This window comes from Ancylobacter sp. FA202 (genome assembly GCF_000380205.1).
Taxonomy (GTDB): Bacteria; Pseudomonadota; Alphaproteobacteria; order Rhizobiales; family Xanthobacteraceae; genus Ancylobacter.
The window spans coordinates 713,189-726,920 of record NZ_KB904818.1 but is presented as its reverse complement, the minus strand read 5'-3'; the positions used below and the strand labels follow the sequence as shown (position 1 = coordinate 726,920).

The following is a 13,732-nucleotide window of genomic DNA, read 5'->3' as shown; positions in this document are numbered from 1 at the left end:
GAGAACACGGAGAGCGCCAGTGACGGAACGCCCATCGACGCCTCGCCCGCGCGCCGAGGCTGCGGAAGCCAGCGGCGGGACAGAGGAGCGCGCGCGTCGTCCCGCGCGGCCGTCGGGCTACCGCATCAGCGGCGTGCAGGGGCATGTCATCACCGAGCTTGGCCGCGCCATCGTCTCCGGCCGCTTCGCGCCGGGCGAATTGCTGCCGCGCGAACCGGACCTGATGGCCGAATTCGCGGCGAGCCGCCCCTCGCTGCGCGAGGCGCTGAAGGTGCTGGCGGCCAAGGGGTTGATCGAGATGCGCCAGAAGGTCGGCACGCGGGTGCGCCCGCGCGATCTCTGGAATACGTTCGACAGCGATGTGCTGGCCTGGCATTTCGGCGAGGGCGACGGCACCGCTGCGCTGCGCGACACCATGATGCGCGACCTGATCGAACTACGGTTGATGATCGAACCGGCGGCGGCGCAGCTGGCCACCGGCCGGGCGACGATCGAGGATTTGCGCCGCATCCGCGCCGCTCTCCACGCCATGGAGGCGGCCAGCGGCGACCTCACCGTCTATGCCCATGCCGACGTCGCCTTCCACATGGCGGTGTTCGCCGCGAGCCACAACGTACTGCTCGGCAGCTTCGCCCATCTGGTCGCTGACTTCCTGCATCTGAGCTTTTCCATCCAGCAGCAGGCGCTGAAGGCGGATAAGAGCATCGAGGACGATATCGGCCAGCACCGGACGGTGTTCGAGGCGATCACCGGCGGCGAGGGGGAAGCGGCGGCGCGGGCGATGCGCGACGTGATCCTCGACGGCAAGGATTCGCTGCTCGCGGCGTTGAAGTGAGGGGCAATGTCGGCGAACCGCTCGCGCTCGACTGGGCGCGGGGCGCCCTGCGCGTGCTGCCGGTGGGCGCGATGCTCGCCGAGCTTGTCTTCGACCTACCGGACGGGCCGTTCGCGCCGTTCGCCCGGCCGCACTGGTCGCCCGACGCCCCTTCGCTGAGCGCGCTGCCGGCGCATCTGCGCCATCTCGGCGCGGAGTTCGTGTGCCTGCCCTTTGGTGTCGGCGGGCCGCTCGACGCCATCGCCCCGGCATGGCGTCCTCTCGCTCTCGAACGTCGGAACGACCCCGCGCACGGCCTCGCCGCCAATGCCGTCTGGACGGTAGAGGAGCATCGCGCCGATCGGCTCCGCCTGACCCTGGACTACCCGGCGGCCCACGCCGTGCGGCGGCTTACCCGTGTGCTGACGGTGTCGCCGGAGGCGCCCGCGCTCGACCTTGAGCTGATCGTCGACGTGCGCCGCCCGACCCGCCTGCCGCTTGGCCTGCACCCCATCCTGTCGCTGGATGTGCCGGAGGCGAGCCTGCACCTCAAGGCGCGGTTCCGCCGGGGCTTCACCTATCCCGCAGCGGTGCCGGGCGGGGCGATGCGCGCCGCCATCGGCCGCGATTTCTCCTGCCTTTCCGCGGTGCCGGCAGGCGCGGGCGGGATCATCGATCTTTCCTGCCTGCCCAAGGCGGCGCCGATGGAGGATGTCGTGCAGCTCTGCGGGGTGGAGGGACCGGTGGAGGCGGTCTTCGCGGCCCGCGGCGCCGTGCTGAGCCTCGACTGGGACCGCGCGCTTCTGCCCTCGTGCCAGCTGTGGATCAGCGATCGGGCCCTCACGGATGCCCCCTGGAGCGGGCGCTATCGCGGGCTCGGCATTGAGCCGATCGCCGCCTGCTTCGATTTCGCCGAGCCGGTGTCGCTGGCGGACAACCCGATCGCCGCCGCCGGCACGATGACCAGTCTCGCCGTCACGCCGGAGCAGCCGGTCGTGATCCGCTACCGTCTCGCGGCGCGGTCGCTGCAAGGCGTTCAGAACGTCGCGGAGACGCCGCCGTCGACAAGCAGGACCTGCCCGGTCACATAGCGCGCATCATCCGAGCACAGGAAGAAGGCCGGCCCGGCAATGTCATCCGGCGCGCCGGGACGCCGCAGCGGGATGCGGCCGTGGCGGATATAGATGTCGCGGAACCACTCGGTCTCGTGCTCATGGCCGCCGCCATCGGGCAATTGCGCCATCTGCGTGTCGATGAAGCCGGGGGCGAGGGCGTTGACGGCAATGGCTTCCGCACCGAGATCGCAGGCGAGGGCGCGGGTGAAATTGACCAACGCGCCCTTCGCGGTGGCATAGGCCAGCGAATCGCGGGTGCCGCGCACGCCCTGGATCGAGACGATGTTGAGGATGCGCCGGCTTTCCCGCGCCCGGCGGATCAGGGGAAGCATGGCCAGCGTCACCCGGACGGCACCGTCCTGGTTGATGTCGAGCACCGAGCGGTAATGCGCGAAGCTCATCGCGTCGATGCCGGCGGAATCGAGGATCGCGGCATTGTTGACCAGGATCTCGCAGCGACCAAAGCGCGCGTCGACAGCCTCGGCCAGCGCCGCCACCGAGCTGGGATCGGCGATGTCGACCCGCACGGCCAGCGCCGGCTCGCCCAGTCCGGCCGCGACGCGTCGGGCGCCGGCTTCATCAATGTCGGCCACCACCACCTGCGCGCCCTCGACGGCGAAGCGCTCGGCAATACCACGACCGATGCCGTTCGCCGCGCCGGTAATGACGGCGACGCGGCCTTCCAGGCGGCGGGCGGCGGAAGGGGCGGCCGCTGTCTCGTTGGGCATGTGGGTTTCCTGAGCATCGGTGCGAGGCGGAGGCGCAATATAAAATATGACGTTTGGCAGCGTCAAATGCGACCCACCCACCTCATGACGGCCCCCGCTTCGGCGCGAACCGCAGAGTCCGGCCATTTCCGCCGCCGGGATAATTGACCCTGTAAATAAAATATGATTTTTTATCTCAAGCCCGAAAGGCGCCAGATGGAGAATGGACGATGGATTTGATGTCGAGGGCCTTGGTCGCGTCGCTCACGGCGCTCACTCTTCTCAGTCCGGCGGCCATCGCCGGCCCGAAGGGCGAGGTGCGCCTGCTCGCCTATGAGGGCTATGCCGACCCGTCCTGGGTGGAGGAGTTCGAGAAGCAGACCGGCATCACCGTGAAGGTGACCTATGTCGGCGGCGTCGACGAGCAGATCGCCAAGATGAAGGCGTCGAACGGCAAGGATTACGACGTCGTCACCATCGATACGGCCAGCCTGAAGGCCTATGCCGACCAGAAGCTCATCGCCCCGATCGATACCGCCAAGCTCACCAGCGCCGGCAATCTCCTTCCCGAATTCAAGGACATGTCGAATGCCACTCTCGACGGCGCCATCTATGGGGTGCCGTGGGCGTGGGGATCGCTCGGCATGGTCTATGACAAGAAGACCTTCCCCACCACGCCCGAGAGCTGGGAGGTGCTGTGGGATCCCACCTATAAGGGCAAGGTCATCTCGCTCGACGACGCCAACAACGCCATCAATTTCGGCGCCATCGTGCTGGGCATAAAGGACCCTTTCCATCTCACCGACGCGCAGTTCGCCCAGGTGAAGGACAAGCTGATCGCCCTGAAGCGCAACCTGCTCACCTATTTCGCCGGCTTCGACGAGGGCACCACCATCTGGTCCGAGAACGACGTGGTGCTGATGTTCTCCATGGGCGAACTCGCCGCCGTCAACCTGCAGAAGAAGGGCTTCGATGTCGGCTACACCATCCCGAAGGAGGGCGCGGTCGGCTGGCTCGACAACCTGTCCGTCAGCGCCGGCACGCCCAACCCCGATGCCGCCTATGCCTGGATGAACTTCGTGCTGCAGAAGAAGATCGGCGCCGACATGGCCAAGAAGTTCGGCTACGGCTCCACCACCGATGTGGCCCAGGGCATGGACTATGCCGGCCGGCTGATCTGGGCGCAGAACCCGGAGGACTACACCCGTCGCCAGGCGATCTGGAACGAGGTCAAGGCGGCGGAGTAGCCGCATCTTCGCTACGCCGGCCCCGCGTGGGCCGGCGGCTACCCCGGGCGGCGGCCTCGCGCCGCTTCCCCCGGCCGGATTGCGGGACCACGCGCGTGCAGCCTCTCCTCCATCTCGAAAACATCTCGAAGCGCTACGGTGCGGTGCGGGTGCTCGAAGGCATCGACATCACCGTCGCCGGCAATGAGTTCCTCACCATTCTCGGCCCTTCCGGCTCGGGCAAGACCACGATCCTGCGCATCATCGGTGGTTTTGAGAGCATTGACGGCGGACGGCTGATGTTCGAGGGGCGCGACCTCGCCGCCGTGCCGATCAACCGCCGCCCCTTCAACACCGTCTTCCAGGACTACGCGCTGTTCCATCACATGACGGTGGCGGAGAATGTCGGCTACGGGCTGAAAGTGCGCGGCCGCCCCCGGGCGGAGATCGCGACCCGCGTCGCCGAGGTGATGGAGACGGTGGGGCTCGCCGCCTTTGGCGGGCGCTACCCCGCCCAGCTCTCCGGCGGCCAGCGCCAGCGCGTGGCGCTCGCCCGCGCCATCATCTGCGAGCCGCGCCTCATCCTGCTCGACGAACCGCTGTCGGCGCTCGATGTCGAGCTGCGCGCGCAGATGCAGCGCTTTCTCAAATCGCTGCAGCGCCGGCTCGGCATCGCCTTCGTCTTCATTACCCACGACCAGGAGGAGGCGATCGCGCTGTCCGACCGCATCATCGTGGTCAATGGCGGCCGTATCGAGCAGGAAGGCGCGCCCGAGCAGCTCTATCGCCGGCCGCACACACCTTTCACCGCGGCCTTCCTCGGCGAGAACAACCTGATCGCCGGCACGCTCGCCGCCGTCGACGGCCCGCTCTGCGCCGTCGACACCCCGGCCGGACGCCTCGCCGCGACGGTGGACGGGCCGGCGCCGCCCACCGGCAGCGCCGTGCTGGTGGCGGTGCGGCCCGAGCATGTCCGGCTCGACGCCGCGCCCATGCCCGGTGAGGGCCTGACGGCGGACGTGGCGGATGTGCGCTTCCTCGGCGCCAATGTGATGATCGAGCTGCGGCATGCCGCGCTGCCGGGAGCCCTGCTCAAGGTGCGCCGCCTCGCGGACGGCTCGGCAGCTGGCCTCGTTGCGGGCCAGCGCGTGGGGCTCAGCTGGTCGGCCGGTGATGCCGCGCTGCTGCGGGCCGGTCCCGCACCGGCCGCATTGTGAGGGAGGGCGCGATGGAAACCGCCACTGCCCGCCCGTGGCCGGACCTGCTGCGGGCCGGCCTCGTTCATGCGCTCAATCTGGGCCTGCCGCTGCTCTTCGTGGTGGTGCCGATCCTGTCCTTCGTGGCGGTCAGCTTCTGGACGCTGGAGGAGGGGCAGATCCTGCTCATTCCGACGCTGGCGAACTACCGCGCCTTCTTCACCGAAGGTAGCTACCTCGCGGTCTATCTCCAGACCATCGCCCTCTCCTTGCAGGTGACGGCGGTCAATCTGGCGCTCGCCACCGCGATCGCCCTGTTCATCTTCCGCCGCACCCCGCGCGTGCGGTTCCTGATCCTGATGAGCTTCATGCTGCCGCTGTTCATGAGCTACATCATCAAGATCTATTCGATCCGCTCCATCCTCGGCCAGCGCGGGCTGCTGAACGAGGCGATGATGGCGCTCGGGCTGATCGACCAGCCGATCGAGGCGCTGCTGTTTTCCCGCACCGCCATCTTCATCGCGCTGGCGGTGCTGTACCTGCCCTATGCGATCCTGCCGATCTATCTGGCGCTGGACCGCATCCCGGCGAATTATCTGGCGGCTGCCGCCGATCTCGGCGCCACGCCGGGGCAGATGTTGCGCGACGTGGTGCTGCCGCTCGGCCGGCCGGGCATGGCGGCGGGAGCGGTGTTCACCTTCATCCTCACCTTCGGCGATTTCGTGACGCCGCAAATGGTGGGCGGCATCCAGGGCTTCACCTTCGGGCGCATCGTGTTCAGCCAGTTCGGCCTCGCGCTCAACTGGCCGCTCGGCTCGGCGCTGGCCGTCATCCTGCTGGCGACGACCCTGCTGGCGGTGGCGCTGGCCGGCCTCCTTCTCCGGCGGGAGCATGTGCGATGAGGCACAAGGCACCGCTGATCGACGCGCTTCTCGGCCTCATTGCCGGGGTCGGCCTCGTCGCGCTCTATGCGCCGCTGCTGGCGACCGCGGCGATCTCCTTCTTCCAGGTCGTGCGGGTGCGCGGCGCGCTGGGCTTCGCGCCGTTCTCGCTCGATCCCTATGCCGCGCTGCTCGCCAATGGCGAGATTCTCGCCGCGCTCGCCACCTCGCTAGTCGTGGCGGCGGTGGCAAGCATCGCCGCGCTGGGTTTGGCGCTGATGTTCGCCTTCTACTTCGTCTCGGCGCGGCGCGGCCTCGGGCTCGCCATGCAGACCATGGTGTTCCTGCCCTTCCTGCTGCCGCCGATCATCACCGGCCTGTCGCTGCTGATCGCCTTTCGCGAGATCGATCTCGGCCGGGGGCTGGTCACCATCATCATCGCCCACATCGTCTTCATCGTGCCGGTGGTGTACCGCACGGTGTTGGTGCGCCTGCAATTGCTGGGGAGCAGCCTGACCGAGGCCTCGCTCGATCTCGGCGCCTCGCGGGTGCAGACGCTGCGCTACGTGATCCTGCCGCAGATGCGCCCGGCGCTGATTTCCGGTGTGCTTCTGGCCTTTGCCATCTCCTTCGACGAGACGCTGATCACTCTCTTCGTCGCGGGCTCGCAGACCACGCTGCCCATCCGCCTGTGGGCGATGATGCGCGTCGGCTTCGTGCCCGAGATCAACGCCCTGGCGACGCTGATCCTCCTGTTCACCGCCGTCATCACCTTCGCCATCGGCATGCTGCAACGCGCCGGCGAGCGCGCCTGACGCGCCCGCCGGACCCTCCCGCTTTCAAGAGAAGACGCTTCCCCATGAAGATCGAGACGGTCGATTTCTTCTATCTGGCGATGCCCGAGATCACCACGGCGGCCGATGGCAGCCAGGATGCGCTTGTCGTGCGCGTCACCGCCGGCGGTCATGTCGGCTGGGGCGAGTGCGAGGCGGCGCCGCTGCCGTCCATCGCCGCCTTCGTCTGCCCGATGTCGCACGGCGCCTGCCAGCCGGTAGGGAGCGCGGTGCTCGGCCAGCGGCTCGACGGGCCGCAGGACATCGCGCGCATCGCCGCGCAGGTCGACTATGACAGCATGGACCTGCTGCAGGCCGCCCATACCTGGTCCGGCATCGAAATGGCGCTGTGGGACCTGCTCGGCAAGGTGTGGGGCGAGCCGGTGTGGAAGCTGCTCGGCTATGAGCGCTCATATTCCAAGACGCCCTATGCCTCCCAACTGTTCGGCGACACGCCGCAGGAGACGCTGGAGCGCGGCCGGCGGTCCCGCACTGAGGGCTTCCGCGCGGTGAAATTCGGCTGGGGGCCGATCGGGCGCGGCGCGCTCGGCGTGGATGTGGATCATTTCGTCGCCGCCCGCGAGGGGCTCGGCCCGGACGGCCTTCTCCTCGTCGATGTCGGCCAGGTTTTTGGCGAGGATGTCGAACGGGCGGCGGCACGGATTCCGGCACTGGAAGCCGCCCGCGCCACCTGGCTGGAGGAGCCCTTCGCCGCCAGCGCCTATGCCGAATACGCCGCGCTGGCCGCGCGCAGCACGGTGAAGATGGCGGGCGGGGAGGGGGCCCACAATTTCCACATGGCCCGCAACCTCATCGATTACGGCAATGTCGGCTTCGTGCAGATCGATTGCGGGCGCATCGGCGGCATCGGCCCGGCCAAGCGCGTGGCCGACCATGCGCGCGCCCGGGGCGTCACCTATGTCAACCACACCTTCACCTCCAACCTCGCGCTGAGCGCCTCGCTGCAGCCCTTCGCCGGCGTGGAGGAGGCCACCATCTGCGAGTTTCCGGTTGCGCTGCAGCCGCTCGCGGTGGAGTTGACCGCCAACCACATCAAGCGCGACGGCAATGGCGAGATCGCGGCGCCCGAGGCGCCGGGTCTGGGGATCGAGATCGCCCCCGCTGCCCTGGATCGCTACCGGGTCGACGTGGAAATTTCTGTCCGCGGCCGGACGCTGTTTCGCTCACGCGCGGGACATAATCCCGGCCCTGACGGTGTGCCGGCGATGGATGCGGCATGCTGAGGCAAAAGGGGAGGGGCGGGCGATGACCAGCGGATCGATCTCATCGCGCCCGACCTTTCGCGTCGCCGCTCAAACCGGGGACATGCTGGGCGAATCTCCGCTCTGGCATCCCGTGGATGGCCACCTCTACTGGCTCGACCTGGCCGCCGCCGGCCTGCACCGCATGGACGGCGAGGGCAGGGTCGACACCCGTCGGCTCGATCGTCCGCCGCCGCTGGGCGCCATCATTGCCGGGCAAGGTTCCGGCCGCCTCGTCCTCAGCGCGTCGGACGGCCTGTGGCTGTACGACTGGGAGGGCGACAGGATGGAACCGCTCTGCCATCCCGAAGCGCGTCGCGGCGGCATCGGCTACAACGATGCCAAGGTCGACCGGTGGGGACGCCTGTGGATCGGCACGAGCGATCTCGCCGAGCGCGATCCGAGAGGGGCGCTGTGGTGTTGGGCGCCGGGATCGCCTCCCGTGCTGGCGGATACCGGCTTCACGGTGGTGAATGGACCGGCCTTCTCGCCGGACGGAAAGGTGCTCTATCTCAGCGACAGTCTTGGACGGCGGATCCTCGCCTATGACCTGGCTCCCGATGTCATGGCTGTCTGCAACCGTCGCGTTTTCGCGGAGATGGCGATCGACGAGGGATATCCCGACGGCCTGACTGTCGACGCCGACGGAGGAGTCTGGGTCGCGCACTGGGATGGTTGGCGAGTGACCCGCTTTTCGTCGGAGGGTGAACGGGTGCTCGTGATGCCGTTGCCGGTGCCGCGTGTCACCAGCGTGGCCTTTGGCGGGCAAGATCTGGCCGTTCTCTTCGCGACCAGCGCGCGGCTGGATCTTACAGGCCCCCAATTGGACGCAGCATCGCTTTCCGGCTCGCTCTTCGCCGTGCAAACGGGTTTCGTAGGGATCGCCGAGAGCACATTCAGGGTCAGCTGAAAGTCCAGCCTTGCTGCCGGTGATCCTCACCGACGACAAAAACAGCCCCGGGATGTCGCACGGGGTCGGGTGACCAACCGGTGCCACTGGCCAGACACTACCAGCAGACGAAGCCGCCATCGACGATGAGATCAATCCCGGTGACGAAGGACGACGCCTTCGACGCGAGGAACACGGCCGGCCCGATCATCTCGTCCGAACTGGCGATGCGCTGCATCGGCGTGTCGCGGCGGAAGACTTCCAGATGGTCGGCAACCTCGCTGCGGTCGTTCATGGGTGTGAAGGTGTAGCCAGGACTGATGACGTTGACCCGGATCCCCCTGTCCGACCACTCCATGGCGAGGCTCTTGGACAGCTGGATCACCGCGGCTTTTGACGAATTATAGTGCACCTGGGTGATGCCGCGATTGACGATGGTGCCGGAAATCGACGCGATGTTGATGATCGTGCCGCGCCGCCGTGGCAGCATCACCGCCCCCTCCGCCTGGCAGGACAGGAAGACGCCTGTGGCGTTGACCGCGTAAAGCGCATTCCATTGGTCCAGCGACAGCGTCTCGGCCGGTTCGGCATTGGCGACGCCGGCATTGTTGACGGCAATGTCGAGCGGGCCGAGCTCGCGCTCCACCCGGGCGATGGCGGCGTCCAGCTCGGCCTTGCCGGTCACGTCGCCTTCCGTCACCAGGGCCCGCCGCCCCTTCGCCACGATGGCATGGGCCGTCTCCTCCAGGGCCGCCCGCTTGTGCCGGCGGCCAAAGCAGGCGACATCCGCCCCCGCCTCGGCAAGGCCAATGGCAATCGAGCGGCCAATGCCGCTGCCCGCGCCGGTGACAAAGGCAATCTGCCCGGTAAGGTCGAAAAGGGTCATGAGATTTCTCCTGTCGATGCTCTGCCGCGCGAGCGGTCCTATTCAGCGGTGACGTCTGCCAGGGCGCGCAGCCAGAGCGCGACCGCGACCGCGCCGCCATCCTCAATGCCGAGGGCCCGCTGTCCGAGATAGCTGGCCCGTCCGAGCTTCGGCGTCATCTGCGCTGTGGCGGCGGCTCCCTGCTCGGCGGCACGGGCGGCGGCGGCGAGAGCCTCGGCGAAGGAGCCCCCCGCCGCAGCGCCATCCGTGAGAGCACGGGCGGCGGGAAACAACGCGTCGAGCATGGTGCGGTCGCCTTCGCTGCCGCCACCAAGCTCGGCGACCGCCGCCACGCCGGCGGCAAAGGCTTCCGCCGCGTCGATCGGGCCGGCCGTGCCGGCGCCCAGCCGACGGGCGGCACGCAGCAGCCCGGTTGCGTAGAATGGGCCGGAACTGCCCCCGATCGCCTTGCGGAAGGCATTGCCGATGGCGGCGAGTGCCTCCGCCGGGCCATGCCAGGCGGCATCGGGCAATGCACGAACGGCGGCGGCACCACGGGCAAGGCTGGCACCGAGATCGCCATCACCCGCGCGGGCGTCGAGCTCGGTCAACTGTTGTTCGGCCGCCTCCAGCGCGGCAGCCGCAGCGAGCACCGCCGAGCGGAATGCGCGCATTTGCCCCGTCAACGGCCCGCCGGGCATTTCCATCCGGGGCGCCGGGGCGGCCGGCACCGCCGGGAGAGAGTTGAGCAGGCCGCAGCCCGGCCAGGCGGGAGCGGCGGTCGGGGCGTCGAGCAGGGCCAGCCGCGCATCGTCCACCTTCATCAGCGAGAGCGAGCAGCCGCGCATGTCGAGCGCGGAGAGGAGCGTGCCCCGCCAGGCTCGCTCGACCTCCAGCCCGCGCGCGCGAAGCTGTGCCAGCGCGGCGCCGGCCACGATGTCCAGCTCCATCGGTGGGGTCCCGCCGAGGCCATTGACCAGCAGCACGCAGCGCTCCCCGCCGGCAAGGCCGAGATCGTCGATAATGGCGGAGAGCATGGTGCTCACCAAAGCGTCCACCGGCTGCATCGGGCCGCGACGCACCCCGGCCTCCCCATGAATGCCGAGCCCCAGCTCGATCTCGTCGGCGCCCAGCGCGAAGCCCGCCTTGCCGGCTGCCGGCACGATGCAGGGTTCGAGGGCAATGCCCATGGAGCCGAGTTCATCCGACGCGGCGCGGGCAAGGCTGGCGACGGCCGCCAGCGGCAGTCCGCGCTGCGCGGCCGCGCCGGCAATCTTGTGAACCAGCACGGTGCCGGCAATGCCACGCCGGCGGGCCTTGGCAACGGTGTCGCGCAGCGCGACGTCGTCCGCCACCACCACGACCTCCATAGGCGTGCCCGCGCTACGCGCCATCTCGGCCGCGAGGCCGAAATTCAGCCGATCGCCCGTATAGTTCTTTACGATGAGCAGGGCGCCGGCGGGGCCGACGACCGCCTCGATCGCGGCCAGCACGGCGTCCGTGCTGGGGGACGTGAAGACATCCCCGGCCACGGCGGCGGTGAGCATGCCATCACCGACATAGCCGGCATGGGCGGGCTCGTGTCCACTGCCGCCTCCCGACAGCACGGCCACTGGGCGGGCGGGCGGCGCCGGCAGCGGATGGCGAACCACCACGTTCTCCGTGGCGAGCAGCGCCTGGTTGGGGGACAGGGCAACCGCGCCCCTCAGCATTTCGGGAACGACGGTGCGGGAATCGTTGATCAGCTTTTTCATGAAGGTATCGTCACTTGGCGTGAAAAGGCGGGGGCACGGGTCGGCATGGCCTGCGACCAGGCCTCATAGGCATCGGCCCAATCGGGAAGCGGATCGACGGTGGTGAGGCGGGTGCGCGCGTCGAAATCGACCGGCAGCCCGGCGCCGTCGGCGGCCAGCAGCGCGGCACCGATGGCGGTCAGTTCAGGCTCATCGACCACGTGAAGACGGCAGCCGAGCACGCTGGCCCGCAGTTCCATGAACGCCCGGGAGCGCGACCAGCCGCCCGTGGCGTAGATCGGCCCAGCCGGGACGCCGAGTGCCTCCATCGCACGGAACATCTGCCGCGCGGCAAGGCTCGCCTCCTCCAGCCGGTGGCGCACCCGGTCGCCGGTCCGTGGCGGCCCCGGCAGGCGGGCCGCCGCGAGGGCGGATGTCAGCGCGGCACGCGAAAGCGCGTCTGGCGCCAGATGGGCGGCCAGCTCGAACACGCCCAGGCAGGCGAGGCCGGCCCCCGCCGCCACGGGTACGGAGAGGGCGAGAGGCGGATGCAGCCCCGGTGCCGGCATCCGTTCCGTCTCGCCATAGACCACATTGGCCGTGCCCAGTGAGTCGATCCGGGCGCTGGGAACACCGCGCCGAATGGCAGCGGCGGCCACCGGGTGATCGTGGCCGCCCGCCACGACCAGCGTTTGTGCATTGGCCGCGCCACTGCTGCGCAGAGCGCCGCCCGTCACGGTGCCGATGACGGTGCCAGCGTCGCGCAGCGGCGGCAGCGGCGGGGCGCCGGCTGCCGCCAGCAACTCCTCGATCCATGCGCGGGCAAACACGTCATAGGCGGCAGTGCGCGCCGCCAGCGTGCTGCTCATGAACGGCACCCCGCACCAGCTTATGGCGGGATAGTCGGTCAGGGCCGCCCAGCTTGTGGCCCGGCTCAGCATTTCCGGTGCGTTCCGGCGCAGCCAGAGCCATTTCGCCAGTGTCCGGTCCGGGCCGATGGCAAGACCGATCCGGCCATCGGCGGCGGGATGGCGCGCCAGTTCCGCAGCCTCCCGGCTGGCCCGGGCGTCGAACCAGGGCAGCGCCGGGCCGGTGGGGCGCAGATGCGCGTCCAGCCCGATGCCGTCCTCGCCAATGCCGGTGGCGGCGAGGGCGCGCAGCGCCTGCCCGCCGCCCGCGGCCCGCCAGCCCTCGATAACCAGCGCCTCCACCGCGTCGAGCAGAAGCTCGGCATCGGTGGCGGGCCCGCCGCGAAAATCGAGGCGCGGCGTCGGGATCGCACGGCTCCACAGGCAGGCGCCGTTCTGGTCCATCAGCACCACCTTGAGATTGGTGGTGCCGATATCGATGCCGCACACATGTCCCGTCATGGCGGGTCTCCTCGACCGGCGGCCGGCATCGCCTGGTTCACCAGCGCCGGGAGAAGCTGGTGCGGGTGATGCGCGCCATCTCGGCGATCACCTGCGCGGCCTCTTCGGGGGGACGCTGCCACACCTTGCGGCCGACCACCACGCCCTGCGCGCCGGCCTCGATGGCGTCCTTCACGTCGCGCAGCGTCGAGGCACTGTCGCCGGAAAGCGGGCCACCGGCCACAACCACGGGAATGTCCAGCTCGGCGCACAGCTTCGCGGTGGCGTCCGGGCCGGGGAAGGTGATCTTGATGATGTCGGCGCCCAGATCATAGCCGACGCGCGCCACTTCCAGCTCCTTCTCGATGATTTCGGGCGAGCGCGGCGTGTTGAGGAACACCGGTTCCACCATGACCGGCATGTGCCATTTGGCGGCCTCGGAGACCACGGTACCAATGCGCTGGCAGTAGCGGACCTTCTCCTCGTCGACGACATTCCACGGCAGAAGTAGCTTCACGCAGTCGACGCCCATACGCACCGCGTCCTCGACGCTGGCGACGAGGCAGCCCGTGCCGGTTTCCGGCGCCGAGGTCGGCCAGAAGGCGTCGATGGCAAGGATCCGCGACAGGGCGGGCGCGCGGGCGAGATCGACCTCGCTGGCCTTGACGATGCCGGTGCTGACCATGAAGCCGGTGATGTCCTCCGGGAGGAAGCGACGCATCACCTCCACCGGCGCTTCCAGTGCCGGCACCCGGCCCCAGACCAGGCCATGGTCGATCGGCACCACCAAAGCGGCGCGGTCCTCGCGGAAGATGCGGTTCATCCGGTAGCTGGTTGAATAGCGGTTAGCCACGGTCGTCTC

13 protein-coding genes are annotated in these 13,732 nt (G+C 69.0%); 8 read left to right on the top strand and 5 right to left on the bottom strand.

The genetic code is table 11. The features are described 5' to 3' along the window. Positions 1-19: 19 nt before the first annotated feature. Together A3M1_RS0103300 and A3M1_RS0103295 are read left to right on the top strand one after the other, a co-directional pair. A complete protein-coding gene (locus tag A3M1_RS0103300; protein ID WP_018387530.1) occupies positions 20-835 on the top strand; it encodes a FadR/GntR family transcriptional regulator in 816 nt (271 codons plus the stop codon). After that, entirely contained in the window at positions 832-1,905 is a 1,074-nt protein-coding gene (locus A3M1_RS0103295) for a hypothetical protein (RefSeq protein WP_018387529.1), read from the top strand. The genes A3M1_RS0103300 and A3M1_RS0103295 overlap by 4 nt, the downstream gene beginning before the upstream one ends. Here A3M1_RS0103295 and A3M1_RS0103290 read toward each other — a convergent pair. After that, a complete protein-coding gene (locus A3M1_RS0103290; RefSeq protein WP_018387528.1) occupies positions 1,851-2,657 on the bottom strand; it encodes an SDR family NAD(P)-dependent oxidoreductase in 807 nt (268 codons plus the stop codon). The genes A3M1_RS0103295 and A3M1_RS0103290 overlap by 55 nt on opposite strands. 218 nt (positions 2,658-2,875) lie before the next feature. Here A3M1_RS0103290 and A3M1_RS0103285 point away from each other — a divergent pair, with 218 nt between their 5' ends. From A3M1_RS0103285 to A3M1_RS0103260, 6 genes are all read left to right on the top strand, one after another. Continuing rightward, positions 2,876-3,883, top strand: coding sequence for a PotD/PotF family extracellular solute-binding protein (locus A3M1_RS0103285; RefSeq protein WP_245261554.1), 1,008 nt, complete (start codon positions 2,876-2,878; stop codon positions 3,881-3,883). Between the two features lie 95 nt (positions 3,884-3,978). Then, the gene (locus A3M1_RS0103280) at positions 3,979-5,079 is read left to right on the top strand and encodes an ABC transporter ATP-binding protein (RefSeq protein ID WP_018387526.1); all 1,101 of its coding nucleotides are present in this window, start codon (positions 3,979-3,981) and stop codon (positions 5,077-5,079) included. Between the two features lie 11 nt (positions 5,080-5,090). Beyond that, positions 5,091-5,960, top strand: coding sequence for an ABC transporter permease (locus A3M1_RS0103275; protein ID WP_018387525.1), 870 nt, complete (start codon positions 5,091-5,093; stop codon positions 5,958-5,960). Further along, the gene (locus A3M1_RS0103270; RefSeq protein WP_018387524.1) at positions 5,957-6,754 is read left to right on the top strand and encodes an ABC transporter permease; all 798 of its coding nucleotides are present in this window, start codon (positions 5,957-5,959) and stop codon (positions 6,752-6,754) included. Before A3M1_RS0103275 ends, A3M1_RS0103270 begins: the two co-directional genes overlap by 4 nt. A gap of 44 nt (positions 6,755-6,798) precedes the next feature. Continuing rightward, complete coding sequence (locus A3M1_RS0103265) at positions 6,799-8,016, top strand: mandelate racemase/muconate lactonizing enzyme family protein (protein ID WP_018387523.1); 1,218 nt, start codon at positions 6,799-6,801, stop codon at positions 8,014-8,016. 22 nt (positions 8,017-8,038) lie between these two features. After that, entirely contained in the window at positions 8,039-8,944 is a 906-nt protein-coding gene (locus A3M1_RS0103260; protein WP_018387522.1) for an SMP-30/gluconolactonase/LRE family protein, read from the top strand. Positions 8,945-9,041: 97 nt separating this feature from the next. Here the strand turns inward: A3M1_RS0103260 and A3M1_RS0103255 are convergent, their stop codons facing one another. From A3M1_RS0103255 to A3M1_RS0103240, 4 genes are read right to left on the bottom strand one after another with little or no spacing between them, the layout of a single operon-like run. Then, positions 9,042-9,809, bottom strand: coding sequence for an SDR family oxidoreductase (locus A3M1_RS0103255; protein ID WP_018387521.1), 768 nt, complete (start codon positions 9,807-9,809; stop codon positions 9,042-9,044). 38 nt (positions 9,810-9,847) lie between these two features. Then, complete coding sequence (locus A3M1_RS0103250; RefSeq protein WP_018387520.1) at positions 9,848-11,542, bottom strand: dihydroxyacetone kinase family protein; 1,695 nt, start codon at positions 11,540-11,542, stop codon at positions 9,848-9,850. Continuing rightward, positions 11,539-12,891, bottom strand: coding sequence for an L-fuculokinase (locus tag A3M1_RS0103245; RefSeq protein ID WP_018387519.1), 1,353 nt, complete (start codon positions 12,889-12,891; stop codon positions 11,539-11,541). The genes A3M1_RS0103250 and A3M1_RS0103245 overlap by 4 nt, the downstream gene beginning before the upstream one ends. A 37-nt stretch (positions 12,892-12,928) precedes the next feature. Next, positions 12,929-13,723, bottom strand: a complete 795-nt coding sequence (locus tag A3M1_RS0103240; protein ID WP_018963898.1) for a class I fructose-bisphosphate aldolase — start codon at positions 13,721-13,723, stop codon at positions 12,929-12,931. Between the last annotated feature and the right edge of the window lie 9 nt (positions 13,724-13,732).